Here is a 14,242-nt window from a genome sequence, read left to right as displayed (position 1 = left end):
AGCTACTACTATTTCTAAGAATATTTCGTTCATCTTTTGAGCAGTTTCTTTATCTACTGTAGAAGTTATTCCTACTATTCCTCCAAATATTGAAACTTTATCAGCTTCATAACATTTTGTGTAAGCTTCAAAAGCATCTTTCCCTAATCCCACTCCACATGGATTAGTATGTTTTATAGCTACTGAAACAACTTCTTGGTTATCTTTAAATTCTCTCATAACTTCTAAACATCCGTGTAAATCATTTAAGTTATTGAAAGAAAGCTCTTTTCCATTTAATTGCTCATATTTTAATATCGGATTTTTAGCGTTTGGTTGACTATATAAAACACCATTTTGATGTGGATTTTCTCCATATCTTAAAGTTTGTTCTTTTTGGAATGTTAAATTAAGTATTTCTGGATATTTATCTCCTACTTCACCTGCAAAATAAGTTGATATAAGTGCATCATATCTTGCTGTAGTTGAGAATGCTTTATAAGCTAATTTTTTTCTATCTTCTAATGTTAAAGTATTATTTTTTAACTTTTCTATTATCATATCATAATCAGCTACATCTACTATAACTGTTACATCTTTATAATTTTTAGCTGCAGAACGTATCATAGATGGTCCGCCAATATCTATATTTTCTATCATGATATCATGATCTTTTCCAGATTTTAAAGTTCCTTCAAAATCATATAAGTTAACTACTACTAGATCTATTGAACCTATTTTGTATTCATTTACTGTATCAACATGAGATGCATTATCTCTCTTGTAAAGTATTCCTCCATGTATATATGGGTTTAATGTCTTAACCCTTCCGTCTAGCATTTCTGGGAATTTTGTAACTTCATCAATAGTTATAGCATTTATACCATTTTCTTTTAGTGTTTTAAATGTATTTCCTGTAGATATAACTTCATATCCTAAATTGTTTAATTCTCTAGCAAATTGTACTACTCCACTTTTATCTGTTACACTTATTAATGCTCTTTTACTCATTTATAAACACTCTCCTACCCTGAATACTTAATTTATTTTCACAAAATAGTTTTATACTATTGTTTAAAATTCTATGTTCAACTTCTAAGACTTTTCTAGCTACTGATTTTGCATCATCCTCTTGACTAACCATTACAACTTCTTGCATTATTATTGGTCCAGTGTCAGCACCTTCATCTACAAAATGTACTGTTGCTCCAGTTACTTTCACACCATAGTCTATAACACCTTGATGTACTTTTTCTCCATAATACCCTTCCCCACAAAACGAAGGTATTAATGATGGATGAATATTTATTATCTTATTTCTAAATTCATTTACAAACTTTGGACTTACTATTTTTAAATATCCAGCTAAGACTACTAAATTCACATTATTTTCTTTAAGAACTCTTATTATTTCATTTTCATTAGTTTCATAAACAGCTTCTATATTATTATGTCTTGCTCTTTCAAGTGCATATGCATTTTCTTTATTAGAAATAACAACCTTAACTTCACCTTTAATTTTACCAAATTTTGTTCCATCTATAATAGCTTGTAAATTTGTTCCTCCACCAGATACTAAAACACCAATGTTTAACATAAGTTTACTCCTTCATGAGTATCTACCACTTCACCTATTATATACGCTCTATCTTTTAGTAATTCATCATACTTAGAATCTATATTTATTTGTTCTTCTCTACTGTTTATATGATTAACAACTTTGTTAGCTTGATCTTTGTTTACTATTAAAACTAATCCAACTCCCATGTTAAAGCTCTTATGAAGCTCTCTTTCATCTATAGCATTGAAGTTTTCTATCATCTTAAATATAGCTGGCTTTTCCCAAGAATTCTTCTTTATATCTATTCCTAGTCCTTTAGGTATAACTCTTGGTATGTTTTCTATCACTCCACCACCAGTTATATGAGCTATAGCTTTTATATCATATTTTTTCATTACTTCTAAAACTAGTTTAACATATATTTTTGTAGGAGTTAAAAGAGCTTCTCCTAATGTCATCCCTAACTCTTCTACGTGCTGCTCTAATTTGTAATTGTATGTGTCTAAGAATATTTTTCTTATAAACGAATATCCGTTACTGTGTACCCCACTTGATGATATACCTATTAAAACATCTCCATTTTTAACATTTTGACCAGATACTATTTTTTCTTTATCTGCTATCCCAACTGAAAATCCTGCTAAATCATATTCATCCTCAGAATACATTCCTGGCATTTCAGCTGTTTCTCCCCCTATAAGAGCACATCCTGCCATTTTACATCCATCAGCTATACCACCAACTATTTGTTCAACTTGTTCTGCGATTAATTTACCTGTTGCAATATAATCTAAGAAGAATAAAGGTTTAGCGCCTTGGCATATTAAATCATTTACACACATTGCAACTAAATCTATACCAACTGTATCATGTTTATCCATCATTTGAGCTAATTTTAGTTTTGTTCCAACTCCATCTGTAGATGAAAGTAATACTGGTTCTTTCATAGTAAGAAAGTCTTTTAAACTATATAAACCACTAAAGTTTCCTAAATCACCTATTACATTGTTATCATAAGTAGATTTTATTTTCCCTTTTATAAGATCTACTGCTCTATTTCCTTCATCTATATCTACTCCTGATTGTTTATACGTTAACATTAAAGTAGTTCCTCCTTATCAATTTTCTTAACTGGATAATCTCCATCAAAACAAGCTTTACAGAATGTTGATTTTTGTCCTGTTGCTTCTATCATTCCGTCTATCTCTAAAAATGCTAGAGTGTCACATCCTATATATTCTCTGATTTCTTCTACACTATTTTGTGAAGCAATCAACTTAGAGCGATTAGGAGTATCTATTCCGTAATAACAAGAATACTTAACTGGAGGAGATGTTATTCTAAGATGAATCTCACTTGCTCCTGCATCTCTTAGAGATTTTATTATTAACTTTGAAGTAGTTCCCCTAACTATTGAATCATCTACTAAAACGATTGACTTATCTTTTACTATACTTGACAATGGATTTAATTTTATCTTTACACCAATTTCCCTTTCTTCTTGTGTAGGTTTTATAAATGTTCTTCCTACATATCTATTTTTAACAAGACCTTCGCTAATTTTTAATCCACTAGCATTAGAATACCCTATAGCACCTGCCCATCCTGAATCAGGAACTGGAACAACTATATCCGCTTTTATATCATCATTCTTGGCTAAAATTTCTCCACATTTAGTTCTAAAATTATATACATTTACGTCATCTATAGTGGCATCATTTCTAGCAAAGTAAATATGTTCAAATATACAACTTTTCTTTAAAGGTTTATAGTTGTCAGCATAAAAATATGATTTTATTTCTCCATTTTTAACAACTATTATTTCACCTGGTTCTACATCTCTTATTACTTCTCCACCAAGTATATCTATTGCACAACCTTCAGATGCAAATATAAATTCATCATCTTTTTTACCTAGTATAAGAGGTCTAAATCCATGAGGATCTCTAACTGCAACTAGCTCATCTTCTCCCATTATTACAAGAGAATATGCACCTTTTATATAATCCATTGTAATTTTTACGCTTTCTACTATATCACCTTTATAGTATCTAGCAAGTATATATAAAATTACCTCTGTATCTGAATTAGCTTGGAACATATATCCCTCTTCTTCTAACATATCTCTTAGGTAATTTGCATTTACTAAGTTTCCGTTATGAGCTAAAGCTAATTTTCTTTTTCTACAGCTTCCTACTAATGGCTGACAATTTGCCATATGACTTCCACCTGCTGTTGAATATCTAACATGACCGATTCCCATAGTTCCTTTTAGATTATCTAGCTCTTCCTCTTTAAAAACATCTCCAACTAATCCCATATTTTTTTTATAGTTTATGTTGTTTCCATCAACTACTGCAATTCCACAACTCTCTTGACCTCTATGTTGAATAGAGTATAAAGAATAATATAATTCCTTAGATACATCTTTATTTGAATATATACCTACAATTCCGCACATAAGACTTCCCCCTAGTTATTATTCATTCTTTCAAGAACTTCTTGATAACCTTGTACAAGATCTCCTAAATCTCTTCTAAATCTATCTTTGTCTAACTTTTCATTTGTATCTACATCCCAAAGTCTACAAGTATCTGGTGATATTTCATCTGCTAATATTATATTTCCTTCACTATCTTTACCAAATTCTAATTTAAAATCCACTAATTTTAAGTTCATTTTTAAGAAGAAAGACTTCAATAATTCATTTATTTTTAGCGTTTCATTTTTTAAAAATTGTAATTCATCTCTAGTAGCTAATTTCATTGCTACTGCATGATCATCATTTAACATCGGATCACCATAATCATCATTTTTATAACATATTTCAAATATAGGTTCATCTAAAACTATACCTTCTTCTATTCCTACTCTTTTACAAAATGATCCTGCTGTTATGTTTCTTACTATTACTTCTAGTGGTAATATTTCAACTTTTTTTACTAACATTTCTCTTTCTGATAAACTTTTTATAAAATGTGTTGCTATTTGTTTTTCGTGTAACATTTCAAATATGATTGTAGATATTTTATTATTTAATATACCCTTTGAAGATATTTCCGCTTTTTTTTCTCCATTAAATGCTGTTGCATCGTCTTTAAAATATACTATATACTCATTTTCATTTTCTGTAGAATATACTTGCTTAGCTTTTCCTTCATATAATAACATAGTTATTACCCCCTTAAATTTTTATCAGCTTCTAGTACTTTTTCTTCCATTTCTCTTCTATAATCTTTTAAGTTTTGTTTTATTTGTGGATATTTTATACTCATTATTTGACTTGCCATTAATGCTGCATTAATTCCTGAATCTATTGTTACAGTTGCTACTGGTATTCCTGGTGGCATTTGGACTATTGAAAGAAGTGAGTCTAGTCCGTCTAATGTTGATGATTTTATTGGTAATCCTACTACTGGTATTAACGTATGTGATGCTATTACCCCTGGTAAATGTGCAGCTTTTCCTGCTGCCGCTATTATTACATCTGTATCTTCCTCTATTTCTTTCATAAAGCTCATCAATTGATTAGGTGTTCTGTGTGCTGATAACGCTCTTGCTACAACTTCTATTCCGAATTTTTCTAAAAGTTTTATTCCATCTTCTAATTTCGTGTAATCTGACTTGGAACCCATAACTACTGCAACTTTCATTTTATCTCTCCTTCATTTCATATATTTTAAGCATTATAATTTTTTATACCCTTTTTTATATTTTGAACATTATATTTTTTTATATACTTTACATTACGAACTTTATATTTAAATCATACATTAAAATACGTATTTTTTCAAGCATATATTTTGATTTGTTCGTAAAAAATAATAAAACCATTCTCTTTTTAATGAGAATGGCCTTTTATTATCGAAATCAACGTACGTTTTTATATAAAACATCATTATATTTTGTGTTACTATTTAAAATGTCGAAATTTACCCCAAATACTATTCATGCCGCTATTGTCATATTGGCTATTTTATTATTTTTTATTAGGCACACTAATCGAAGTAAACTTTTTTGTTTTTATAGTTTTTTTATTCATGACTCCTGGTGTATCCTGTTACACAAATCCATTTTTATATCTTCCTTCGAACCTTCTTTTCCTAAATTTGGTGTAGCTACTCCCAAAATTATAATTTCTTCTTTACATGGTGATTTATATTTTCCATTTCATGTATCCTTTATATTTAAAATAGCCTCATTAACTATAGGCTTTTATTTATAGTTAGTGAGGCTATTTATTATGGATTATATATATAACTTAACTTTATTTGCTATATTTTCTTTAGGAACAAATCCTATTATTTTATCTACAACTTCTCCATTTTTAAATATCATCATGGTAGGAACTGTACTTACATTATATTTTAATGCTATATCTAAACTTTGATCTATATCAACTTTTACAAACTCCGCTTGTGAATCCATTTCTTTACCTAATTCTTCAAATACTGGAGCTAACATTTTACATGGCCCACACCATGTAGCAAAAAAATCTACTACAACTACTTTATCTGAATTTTCTACTTGTTTTATAAAACTTTCATTATTTAATATTTTAGCCATATCTACTCTTCACCTATCCTTTAATTAATTTATATTCTATTTAATTGATAAATTTATAAGGAAATAAACATACTATAATTTTAATTGTAGCTTATTATGAAAATTTTAATGTTATTTCCTTATATAACTATATTAGTATTTTATAGAATTATTTTCCGTGACTTTATCACATATCTATTAAAAATACTTTAAATATAAAATTCTAAATTGTAGCTTATATTATGTATATACTCTTTTATTATAAAAATAAATCACCCTTTGTCCGAAAAGGGTGATTTATTTTGTATCTATATATTTTTATTTACTTAAGAATATAAACTTACATATAAATAGTATTGAAAGTATTATTAAAGAGAAATTAATTTCTTCTTTCTTTTTAGTCGCTATCTTTAATATCGTAAATGATATTATACCAAATATAATTCCATCAGCTATACTGTAAGATAACGGCATCATAGCAAATGTTAAAAATGCTGGTATTGCATTTGTGAAATCTGAAAAATCTATTTTAGTTAATGAACTTGCCATCATAACTCCTACTAATATAAGCACTGGAGATGTTGCTTGTGTTGGTATTGCTGTAAATATTGGTGCGAAGAATAGTGATAATAAAAATAACGTTCCAGTTGTAACTGCTGTTAACCCCGTTCTTCCTCCATCTCCTATACCTGCTGCACTTTCAACATATGAAGTAACTGTAGATGTTCCTAAAAGTGCACCAGATGTAGTTGCTATTGCATCTGCAAATAATGCTTGTTTAACTTTTGGTAATTTACCATTTTCGTCTAGCATGTTACCCTTAGATGCTACACCTACTAAACATCCTACTGTATCAAATAAATCGACAAATAAGAATGTAAATACAACTACTATCATATCAAAACTAAATATTTGGTTTACTGGAACCGATAAAGCTTGTAAAAATACTGGTTTTAATGAAGGTACTGCTGATACTATTCCTGTTGGTAATGCTACAAGTCCACCTATCATTCCTACCGACGATATTGTTATCATTGCTAAAAGAAATGCACCTTTTACATTTTTAGCAAGTAATATCGACGCTAATATTAATCCAAATATTGTTAATAAGACTAATGGATCCGTTAAATTTCCTAATGCTACTATTGTAGCTCCATTAACAACTATACCTGAATTTGATAATCCTATAAATGCTATAAATAAACCTATACCTGCTGTAACTGCATGTTTTAATACCGGTGGTATACAATCTATTATTTTTTCTCTAACATTTGTTATTGTAAGTACTATAAATATAAGACCTTCTATTAATACTGCACAAAGTGCAAATTGCCAACTATATCCCATTCCCAAAACTACTGTATAAGCAAAGAATGCGTTAAGTCCCATACCTGGTGCTAAAGCTATTGGATAATTTGCTAAAAGTCCCATAACACAACATCCTATAAATGCAGATATTGCTGTTGCTGCAAATACTGCACTTTTGTCCATTCCTGCGTCTGAAAGTATATTTGCATTTACCACTAATATATATGCCATAGTCATAAATGTAGTTATTCCTGCAATAATCTCCGTTTTTACATTTGTATTATGTTCAGATAATTTAAATATTTTTTCTAACATTCCTTTATTAACTGATTGAGTCGCTTGCATCTTACCCTCCTAAGTATATTAATATTTTTCAAACTAATTATGTTTTTTTAAAATAAATAATTCGTATATAAGTTAACTTTACAATGTTTATTATATTATATTGTACATATATTTTCAATGTTTTTTTAGAACATTTTGTATTTTATTTTTTTAAAAGTTCGTTTTTATATAAAATAAATCGTTTTTAATTTTTTTTTATATGAATACGTTCGTAACTCCATCGTACTTTGATTCAAGTTTTCTCAATTTGTACTTGATTATACACAAAAAGACTAGAACAATATATTATTCTAGTCTTTTTGTGTATAATTATTTTTGAGTTGCGTCATATTCTTCTTTAGTAGCTGGAACTTTTATTTCTCCACTCTTTATCTTTTCTATCATACCATTCACATAATCCAATATATCTTGTGGTACTAAATTCTTTGTTGATTCAGGTATACCAACACCATTTTCTTTAAGTCCATATATCTTATTTTCTCCACCAACTAATTTACCGTTTACTAACTCTTTGACTGTATCATAAATACCTATATTAACTTTCTTTAAAGCTGAAGTTAATACATTATCTGGCGCTAGATTACTTTGATCTCTATCAACCCCTATTGCATATTTATCCTTTTCTTTAGCTGACTCTATAGATCCTAATCCAGTTCCTCCAGCTGCCGTAAGTATTACATCTATATTATTTCCATACATTTGATTAGCTATAGATTTCCCTTTAGCTGCATCTCCAAATGTCCCTGCATATTGTACCTTAACATCAGCTTCTTTATTAGCTTCTTTTACTCCTGATTTAAATCCATATTCAAATCTTGATATAACAGGATTTTGCATACCACCTATAAATCCTACATTATTAGTTTTTGTCATTTTTCCTGCTATAAGTCCTGCCAAATATGTTGCTTCATTTTCCTTAAATAATATAGGCGTTACATTTTCAGGTATTTGATCATAAGTTTCATCAATTATAACAAACTTTTGATCTGGATAATTTTCAGCCTCTGTTTTTATGTCTTCCTTCATAGTATATCCTACACCTATGACTAAATCCATACCTTGGTCAATAAGACTTTCCATATTAGTTATATATTCTGATGCTTGTTTTGATTCTATTACCTTTACCTCTACTCCAAAATCTTCTTTTGCTTTTTGAAGACCTTCCCAAGCTGATTGGTTAAAAGATTCATCATTTATTCCACCAACATCTGCTACCATACCTATCTTTAAATTTTTCTTGGATTTTAAATCTTTTTCTGATGTTTTTGAGTTACATCCTACTAAGCTTGTACAAGCTATCATTACTGCTGTACTTATTGCTGCTATTTTTTTAAATTTCATATTCTTGTTCCTCCTTATGTCTTTAAATATTTCATATATATCTATATATTGCATAATATTTATAATTTATATTCTTAATATAATTTTATTTTTGATATATTTTCAAATAATTCTATAGTAATATAAATTGCCAACTATATCTCCTTCATGTTTCACTATGTATAGATAGATTTACTACCAACACTTTATATATCCTTGCAATCAAAAAGACTAGAATAAGCTAATATTCTAGTCTTTAATGTCTAATTATTTTTGAGTTGCTTCATATTCTTCTTTAGTAGCCGGAACTTTTATTTCTCCACTATTTATCTTCTCTATCATACCATTCACATAGTCTAATACATCTTGTGGTACTAAGCTCTTCGTTGATTCAGGTATACCAACACCATCTTCTTTAAGTCCATATATCTTATTTTTTCCACCAACTAATTTACCTTCTACTAACCCTTTAACTGTATCATAAATACCTACATTAACTTTCTTTAAAGCTGAAGTTAACACATTATCTGGTGCTAGATTACTTTGGTCTCTATCAACCCCTATTGCATATTTACCCTTTTCTTTAGCTGCCTCTATAGACCCCAGTCCAGTTCCTCCAGCTGCTGTAAGTATTACATCCATATTATTTCCATACATTTGATTAGCTATAGATTTCCCTTTAGCTGCATCTCCAAATGTCCCTGCATATTGCACCTTAACATCAGCTTCTTTATTAGCTTCTTTTACTCCTGCTTTAAATCCATATTCAAATCTTGATATAACAGGATTTTGCATACCACCTATAAATCCTACATTATTAGTCTTTGTCATTTTCCCTGCTATAAGTCCCGCTAAATATGTTGCTTCATTTTCCTTAAATAATATAGGCGTTACATTTTCAGGTATTTGATCATAAGTTTCATCAATTATAGCAAACTTTTGATCCGGATAATTTTCAGCTTCTGTTTTTATATCGTCCTTCATAGTATTTCCTACACCTATGACTAAATCCACACCTTCATCAATAAGACTTTCCATGTTAGCTATATATTCTGATGCTTGTTTTGATTCTATTACCTTTATCTCTACCCCAAAATCTTCTTTTGCTTTTTGAAGACCTTCCCAAGCTGATTGGTTAAAAGATTCATCATTTATTCCACCAACATCTGCTACCATACCTATCTTTAAATTTCCCTTCGATTTTGAACCTTCTTCTGCTGTTTTCGAATTACATCCTACTAAACTTGCAGAAGCTATCATTATTGCTGTGCTTATTGCTGCTATTTTTTTGAATTTCATATTTTTTTCTCCTTATGATGTCTTTAAATATTTCATATATGTCTATAATTTATATTCTTAATGTAATTTTGTTTTTTATGTAATTTAATTTTTTGATATATTTTTAAATAATTCTATAGTAACGCAAATTTCAGTATAAATACTACCGTTAAAATTACTAACGATAATTTCACTTCTTCTTTTTTATTTGAAACTAATTTTAATATAGTATAAGAAACTATCCCAAACATAATACCATCAGCAACACTATATGCTAAAGGCATTATTATAAATGTTAAAAATGCTGGGATTGCATTTGAATAATCACTGAAATCTATCTTTAAAACTGAACTTGCCATCATAACTCCTACTAATATCAATACCGCTGATGTAGCTTCTGGTGGTATTGATGTAAATATAGGAGCAAAGAATAGTGATACTATAAACATTAATCCTGTTACTACTGAAGTAAGTCCTGTTTTTCCACCTTCTGCTATACCTGCTGCACTTTCTACTGATGATGTTACTGTTGATGTTCCAAGCATTGCTCCTGCTGTAGTCCCTATAGCATCTGCAAGTAATGCTTGTTTAGCTCTTGGTAAATTACCTTCTTCATCTAACATTCCTGATTGAGAAGCTATTCCTATTAAAAATCCTACTGTATCAAATAAATCTACAAACAAGAAAGTAAATACTATCATAGCCATTTCTGGACTAAATATTTCTGATGGAGTTAAATTAAATGCCTGTAAAAATACTGGTTTTATTGAAGGTACTGAAGATATTAAAGCACTAGGTAATTCAACTAACCCTGCTACGATTCCTATAACTGTAGTTATTATCATTGCTAGTAAAAATGTTCCTTTTACATTCTTTATTAATAGACTTGAAGCTATTAGTATTCCCATAACTGCTAGTACAACTGTAGGCGATTTCATGTTTCCTAATGAAACTATAGCTCCACCTGGCTGTATTATCCCTGCACTTTTAAATCCTATAAAAGCTATGAATAATCCTATCCCTGCTGTTACAGCATGTTTTAAAACTGTTGGTACACATTCAATTATCTTTTCTCTTATATTCGTTAAACTTAATATAATAAATATAATTCCTTCTATAAATACTGCACATAATGCAAATTGCCAACTATATCCCATTCCTAAAACTACCGTATACGCAAAAAATGCATTCAGCCCCATAGCAGGCATTAATGTTATTGGATAATTTGCTAAAAATCCCATAGCCATACTTCCTATACAAGCAGCTAATGCTGTAGCTGTAAATACCGCACCTTTGTCCATTCCTGCTTCGCTAAGTATAGATGGATTTACTACTAGTATGTATGCCATCGTCATAAAAGTTGTTATACCTGCAAGTACTTCTGTTTTTACTGTTGTATTATTTTCTTTTAATTTAAATATTTTGTCTAATATATTTGATTTATCTTCTTTATAAGATGTAACCTTTTGCATCTTGTATACTCCTTTGTTTCAAAATTTTTTAGTTAATCTTTTACAAAAATAAAAGGCTCAAAAGCCTTTTATTTTTGTAATGTGTAAAGTGTTTTATATTAAAATTGAATTATATTTATATTATTCCCACTCTATTGTTCCTGGTGGTTTAGAAGTTATATCATAAACTACTCTATTTGCTCCATCAACTTCATTTACTATTCTATTAGATATTTTTTCTAATACATCATATGGCATCTTGTACCAATCCGAAGTCATTCCATCAGAAGATGTAACTGCTCTTATTCCTACTAAGTAAGCATAAGTTCTTTCATCTCCCATAACTCCAACTGTTTTTACATCTGGTAATGTAGCAAATGCTTGCCATATTTCTTTATATAATCCAGCTTTTTTAAGTTCATCCATGTAAATTGCATCGGCTTCTCTTAATATATCGCATCTTTCTTTAGTTACTTCTCCGATAACTCTTATTCCAAGCCCTGGACCTGGGAATGGGTGTCTAAATATTAATCCCTCTTCTATTCCAAGTTCTAAACCTATTTTTCTAACTTCATCTTTGAATAGTTCTCTTAATGGTTCTACTATTTCAAATTCTATATCTTCAGGTATTCCTCCAACGTTATGGTGAGATTTTATAGTTGCTGCTTCTCCATGTCCACTTTCTACAACGTCTGGATATATAGTTCCTTGAACTAAGAAGTCCATTTTTCCTAATCTATTTGATTCTTCTTCGAATACTCTTATGAATTCTTCACCTATTATTTTTCTCTTCGCTTCTGGTTCAGTTACACCTTTTAACTTTGATAAGAATCTATCTTCACAATTAACTCTTATTAAGTTCATATCAAACTTATCTCTGAATATTCTTTCTACATCGTTACCTTCATTTTTTCTAAGTAAACCATGATCTACGAATACACAAGTTAAGTTATCACCTATAGCTTTATGAACAAGTACTGCAGCTACTGATGAGTCAACTCCACCACTTAAAGCACATAATACTTTCTTATCGCCTATTCTATCTTTTAATTCTTTTATCTTATCGTTTATAAATGAATCTGTAGTCCAATCTCCACTTACTTCACAAACATTGTATAAGAAGTTCTTAAGTATCTTATCTCCTTCTAAACAATGTTCTACTTCCGGATGGAATTGTACTCCATATAATTTCTTCTCTGCATTTTCCATAGCTGCAACTGGACAATCTTTTGTATATGCAACTGATTTAAATCCTTCTGGTAATGTATCTATTAAATCTGTATGACTCATCCAAACGCTATTTGTTGTAATTCCTCCAAATATAACTGACTCTTCATAAGTTATAGTTGTTTTACCATATTCTTTTTCACTATTAGTTCCTTTTCTTACATTTCCACCTAATACATGAGACATAATTTGAACTCCATAACATATTCCAAGTATCGGAACACCGATTTCAAATATCTCTTTTGATATCTTTGGAGAATCTTCCAGGTATGCACTATTAGGCCCTCCTGTAAATATTATTCCCTTAGGATTTTTAGCCTTTATTGCTTCTATATCTGTAGTATATGGAATTATTTCACAATATACATTATTTTCTCTTACTCTTCTTGCTATTAACTGGTTATACTGTCCACCGAAATCTACTACAAGTACTAATTCATGTTTCATATTTTATATTTCTCCTTGCATGCTATAATTTGGTGCTTCTTTAGTTATTGTTATGTCATGTGGATGACTTTCTTTTAATGAAGCTGCTGTTATTTTTATAAATGCTGCATTATCCATTAAATCTTGTATTGTAGGTGCCCCACAATATCCCATACCTGCTCTTAAACCACCTATCATTTGATAAACTATATCTTCTGCTTTACCTTTATACGCAACCATTCCTTCAACACCTTCAGGAACAAGTTTTTTAGCGTCATTTTGGAAATATCTATCTTTCGAACCTTTTTCCATAGCTCCTATAGATCCCATTCCTCTATAAGTTTTATATGATCTACCTCTGTAAAGAACTGTTTCCCCTGGACTTTCTTCCGTTCCTGCAAATAATGATCCCATCATACATACAGAAGCTCCAGCTGCTAATGCTTTTACAACATCTCCAGAGTATTTTATACCTCCATCCGCTATCACTGGTACTCCATATTTATGGCCAACTTGTGCGCAATCCATAACTGCTGTTACTTGGGGAACACCTATACCCGCAACTACTCTTGTAGTACATATCGATCCTGGACCTATCCCTACTTTAACACAGTCTGCACCAGCTTTTATTAAATCTTCTGTCGCTTCTGGTGTTGCTACATTCCCTGCTATAACTTGAAGCTCTGGATAAGCTTGTTTAATTTTTATAACTGAGTCCATAACTCCTTTAGAATGACCATGTGCACTATCTAAAACTACTGCATCTACATTAGCCTTAACTAAAGCATCTACTCTATCCATA

The 14,242-nt window shown here is 30.0% G+C and carries 13 protein-coding genes; all 13 read right to left on the bottom strand.

Annotated features, from left to right (window positions below; genetic code table 11):
• The coding region (gene purH, locus VLM92_RS01395) for a bifunctional phosphoribosylaminoimidazolecarboxamide formyltransferase/IMP cyclohydrolase (RefSeq protein WP_325274566.1) at window positions 1–990 on the bottom strand (990 nt) is incomplete at its 3' end.
• Complete coding sequence (purN, locus tag VLM92_RS01390; protein WP_325274565.1) at window positions 983–1,576, bottom strand: phosphoribosylglycinamide formyltransferase; 594 nt, start codon at window positions 1,574–1,576, stop codon at window positions 983–985. The genes purN and purH, both read right to left, overlap by 8 nt.
• Window positions 1,570–2,640 (bottom strand): phosphoribosylformylglycinamidine cyclo-ligase, encoded by a 1,071-nt coding sequence (gene purM, locus VLM92_RS01385; RefSeq protein WP_325274564.1) that lies wholly within the window; start codon window positions 2,638–2,640, stop codon window positions 1,570–1,572. The genes purN and purM overlap by 7 nt, the downstream gene beginning before the upstream one ends.
• On the bottom strand, window positions 2,640–4,001 hold the full coding sequence (gene purF / locus VLM92_RS01380) for an amidophosphoribosyltransferase (protein ID WP_325274563.1): 1,362 nt from the start codon (window positions 3,999–4,001) through the stop codon (window positions 2,640–2,642). Before purF ends, purM begins: the two co-directional genes overlap by 1 nt.
• An 11-nt stretch (window positions 4,002–4,012) precedes the next feature.
• A complete protein-coding gene (purC, locus tag VLM92_RS01375) occupies window positions 4,013–4,711 on the bottom strand; it encodes a phosphoribosylaminoimidazolesuccinocarboxamide synthase (protein WP_325274562.1) in 699 nt (232 codons plus the stop codon).
• Window positions 4,712–4,716: 5 nt separating this feature from the next.
• Window positions 4,717–5,193, bottom strand: coding sequence for a 5-(carboxyamino)imidazole ribonucleotide mutase (gene purE / locus VLM92_RS01370; protein WP_325274561.1), 477 nt, complete (start codon window positions 5,191–5,193; stop codon window positions 4,717–4,719).
• Window positions 5,194–5,788: 595 nt separating this feature from the next.
• Entirely contained in the window at window positions 5,789–6,106 is a 318-nt protein-coding gene (trxA, locus tag VLM92_RS01365) for a thioredoxin (protein WP_325274560.1), read from the bottom strand.
• Between the two features lie 297 nt (window positions 6,107–6,403).
• Window positions 6,404–7,738 (bottom strand): NCS2 family permease, encoded by a 1,335-nt coding sequence (locus VLM92_RS01360; protein WP_325274559.1) that lies wholly within the window; start codon window positions 7,736–7,738, stop codon window positions 6,404–6,406.
• Window positions 7,739–8,047: 309 nt separating this feature from the next.
• A complete protein-coding gene (locus tag VLM92_RS01355) occupies window positions 8,048–9,079 on the bottom strand; it encodes a BMP family ABC transporter substrate-binding protein (protein ID WP_325274558.1) in 1,032 nt (343 codons plus the stop codon).
• Window positions 9,080–9,325: 246 nt separating this feature from the next.
• On the bottom strand, window positions 9,326–10,357 hold the full coding sequence (locus tag VLM92_RS01350) for a BMP family ABC transporter substrate-binding protein (RefSeq protein WP_325274557.1): 1,032 nt from the start codon (window positions 10,355–10,357) through the stop codon (window positions 9,326–9,328).
• 113 nt (window positions 10,358–10,470) lie between these two features.
• A complete protein-coding gene (locus VLM92_RS01345; protein ID WP_325274556.1) occupies window positions 10,471–11,808 on the bottom strand; it encodes an NCS2 family permease in 1,338 nt (445 codons plus the stop codon).
• 120 nt (window positions 11,809–11,928) lie between these two features.
• Window positions 11,929–13,461 (bottom strand): glutamine-hydrolyzing GMP synthase, encoded by a 1,533-nt coding sequence (gene guaA / locus VLM92_RS01340; RefSeq protein WP_325274555.1) that lies wholly within the window; start codon window positions 13,459–13,461, stop codon window positions 11,929–11,931.
• Between the two features lie 3 nt (window positions 13,462–13,464).
• On the bottom strand, window positions 13,465–14,242 hold a 778-nt coding region (gene guaB, locus VLM92_RS01335; protein WP_325274554.1), incomplete at its 5' end, for an IMP dehydrogenase.

It is taken from the genome of Romboutsia sp., from assembly GCF_035470145.1.
GTDB lineage: Bacteria > Bacillota > Clostridia > Peptostreptococcales > Peptostreptococcaceae > Romboutsia_D.
This window is presented reverse-complemented; position numbering and strand designations above follow the sequence as displayed.

Excerpts from the sequence above, each read along its gene's own strand:
- purN (WP_325274565.1), bottom strand. The coding sequence starts at position 1,576 with ATGTTAAACATTGGTGTTTTAGTATCTGGTGGAGGAACAAATTTACAA.
- purM (WP_325274564.1), bottom strand. The coding sequence starts at position 2,640 with ATGTTAACGTATAAACAATCAGGAGTAGATATAGATGAAGGAAATAGA.
- purF (WP_325274563.1), bottom strand. The coding sequence starts at position 4,001 with ATGTGCGGAATTGTAGGTATATATTCAAATAAAGATGTATCTAAGGAA.
- purC (WP_325274562.1), bottom strand. The coding sequence starts at position 4,711 with ATGTTATTATATGAAGGAAAAGCTAAGCAAGTATATTCTACAGAAAAT.
- purE (WP_325274561.1), bottom strand. The coding sequence starts at position 5,193 with ATGAAAGTTGCAGTAGTTATGGGTTCCAAGTCAGATTACACGAAATTA.
- trxA (WP_325274560.1), bottom strand. The coding sequence starts at position 6,106 with ATGGCTAAAATATTAAATAATGAAAGTTTTATAAAACAAGTAGAAAAT.
- VLM92_RS01360 (WP_325274559.1), bottom strand. The coding sequence starts at position 7,738 with ATGCAAGCGACTCAATCAGTTAATAAAGGAATGTTAGAAAAAATATTT.
- VLM92_RS01355 (WP_325274558.1), bottom strand. The coding sequence starts at position 9,079 with ATGAAATTTAAAAAAATAGCAGCAATAAGTACAGCAGTAATGATAGCT.
- VLM92_RS01350 (WP_325274557.1), bottom strand. The coding sequence starts at position 10,357 with ATGAAATTCAAAAAAATAGCAGCAATAAGCACAGCAATAATGATAGCT.
- VLM92_RS01345 (WP_325274556.1), bottom strand. The coding sequence starts at position 11,808 with ATGCAAAAGGTTACATCTTATAAAGAAGATAAATCAAATATATTAGAC.
- guaA (WP_325274555.1), bottom strand. The coding sequence starts at position 13,461 with ATGAAACATGAATTAGTACTTGTAGTAGATTTCGGTGGACAGTATAAC.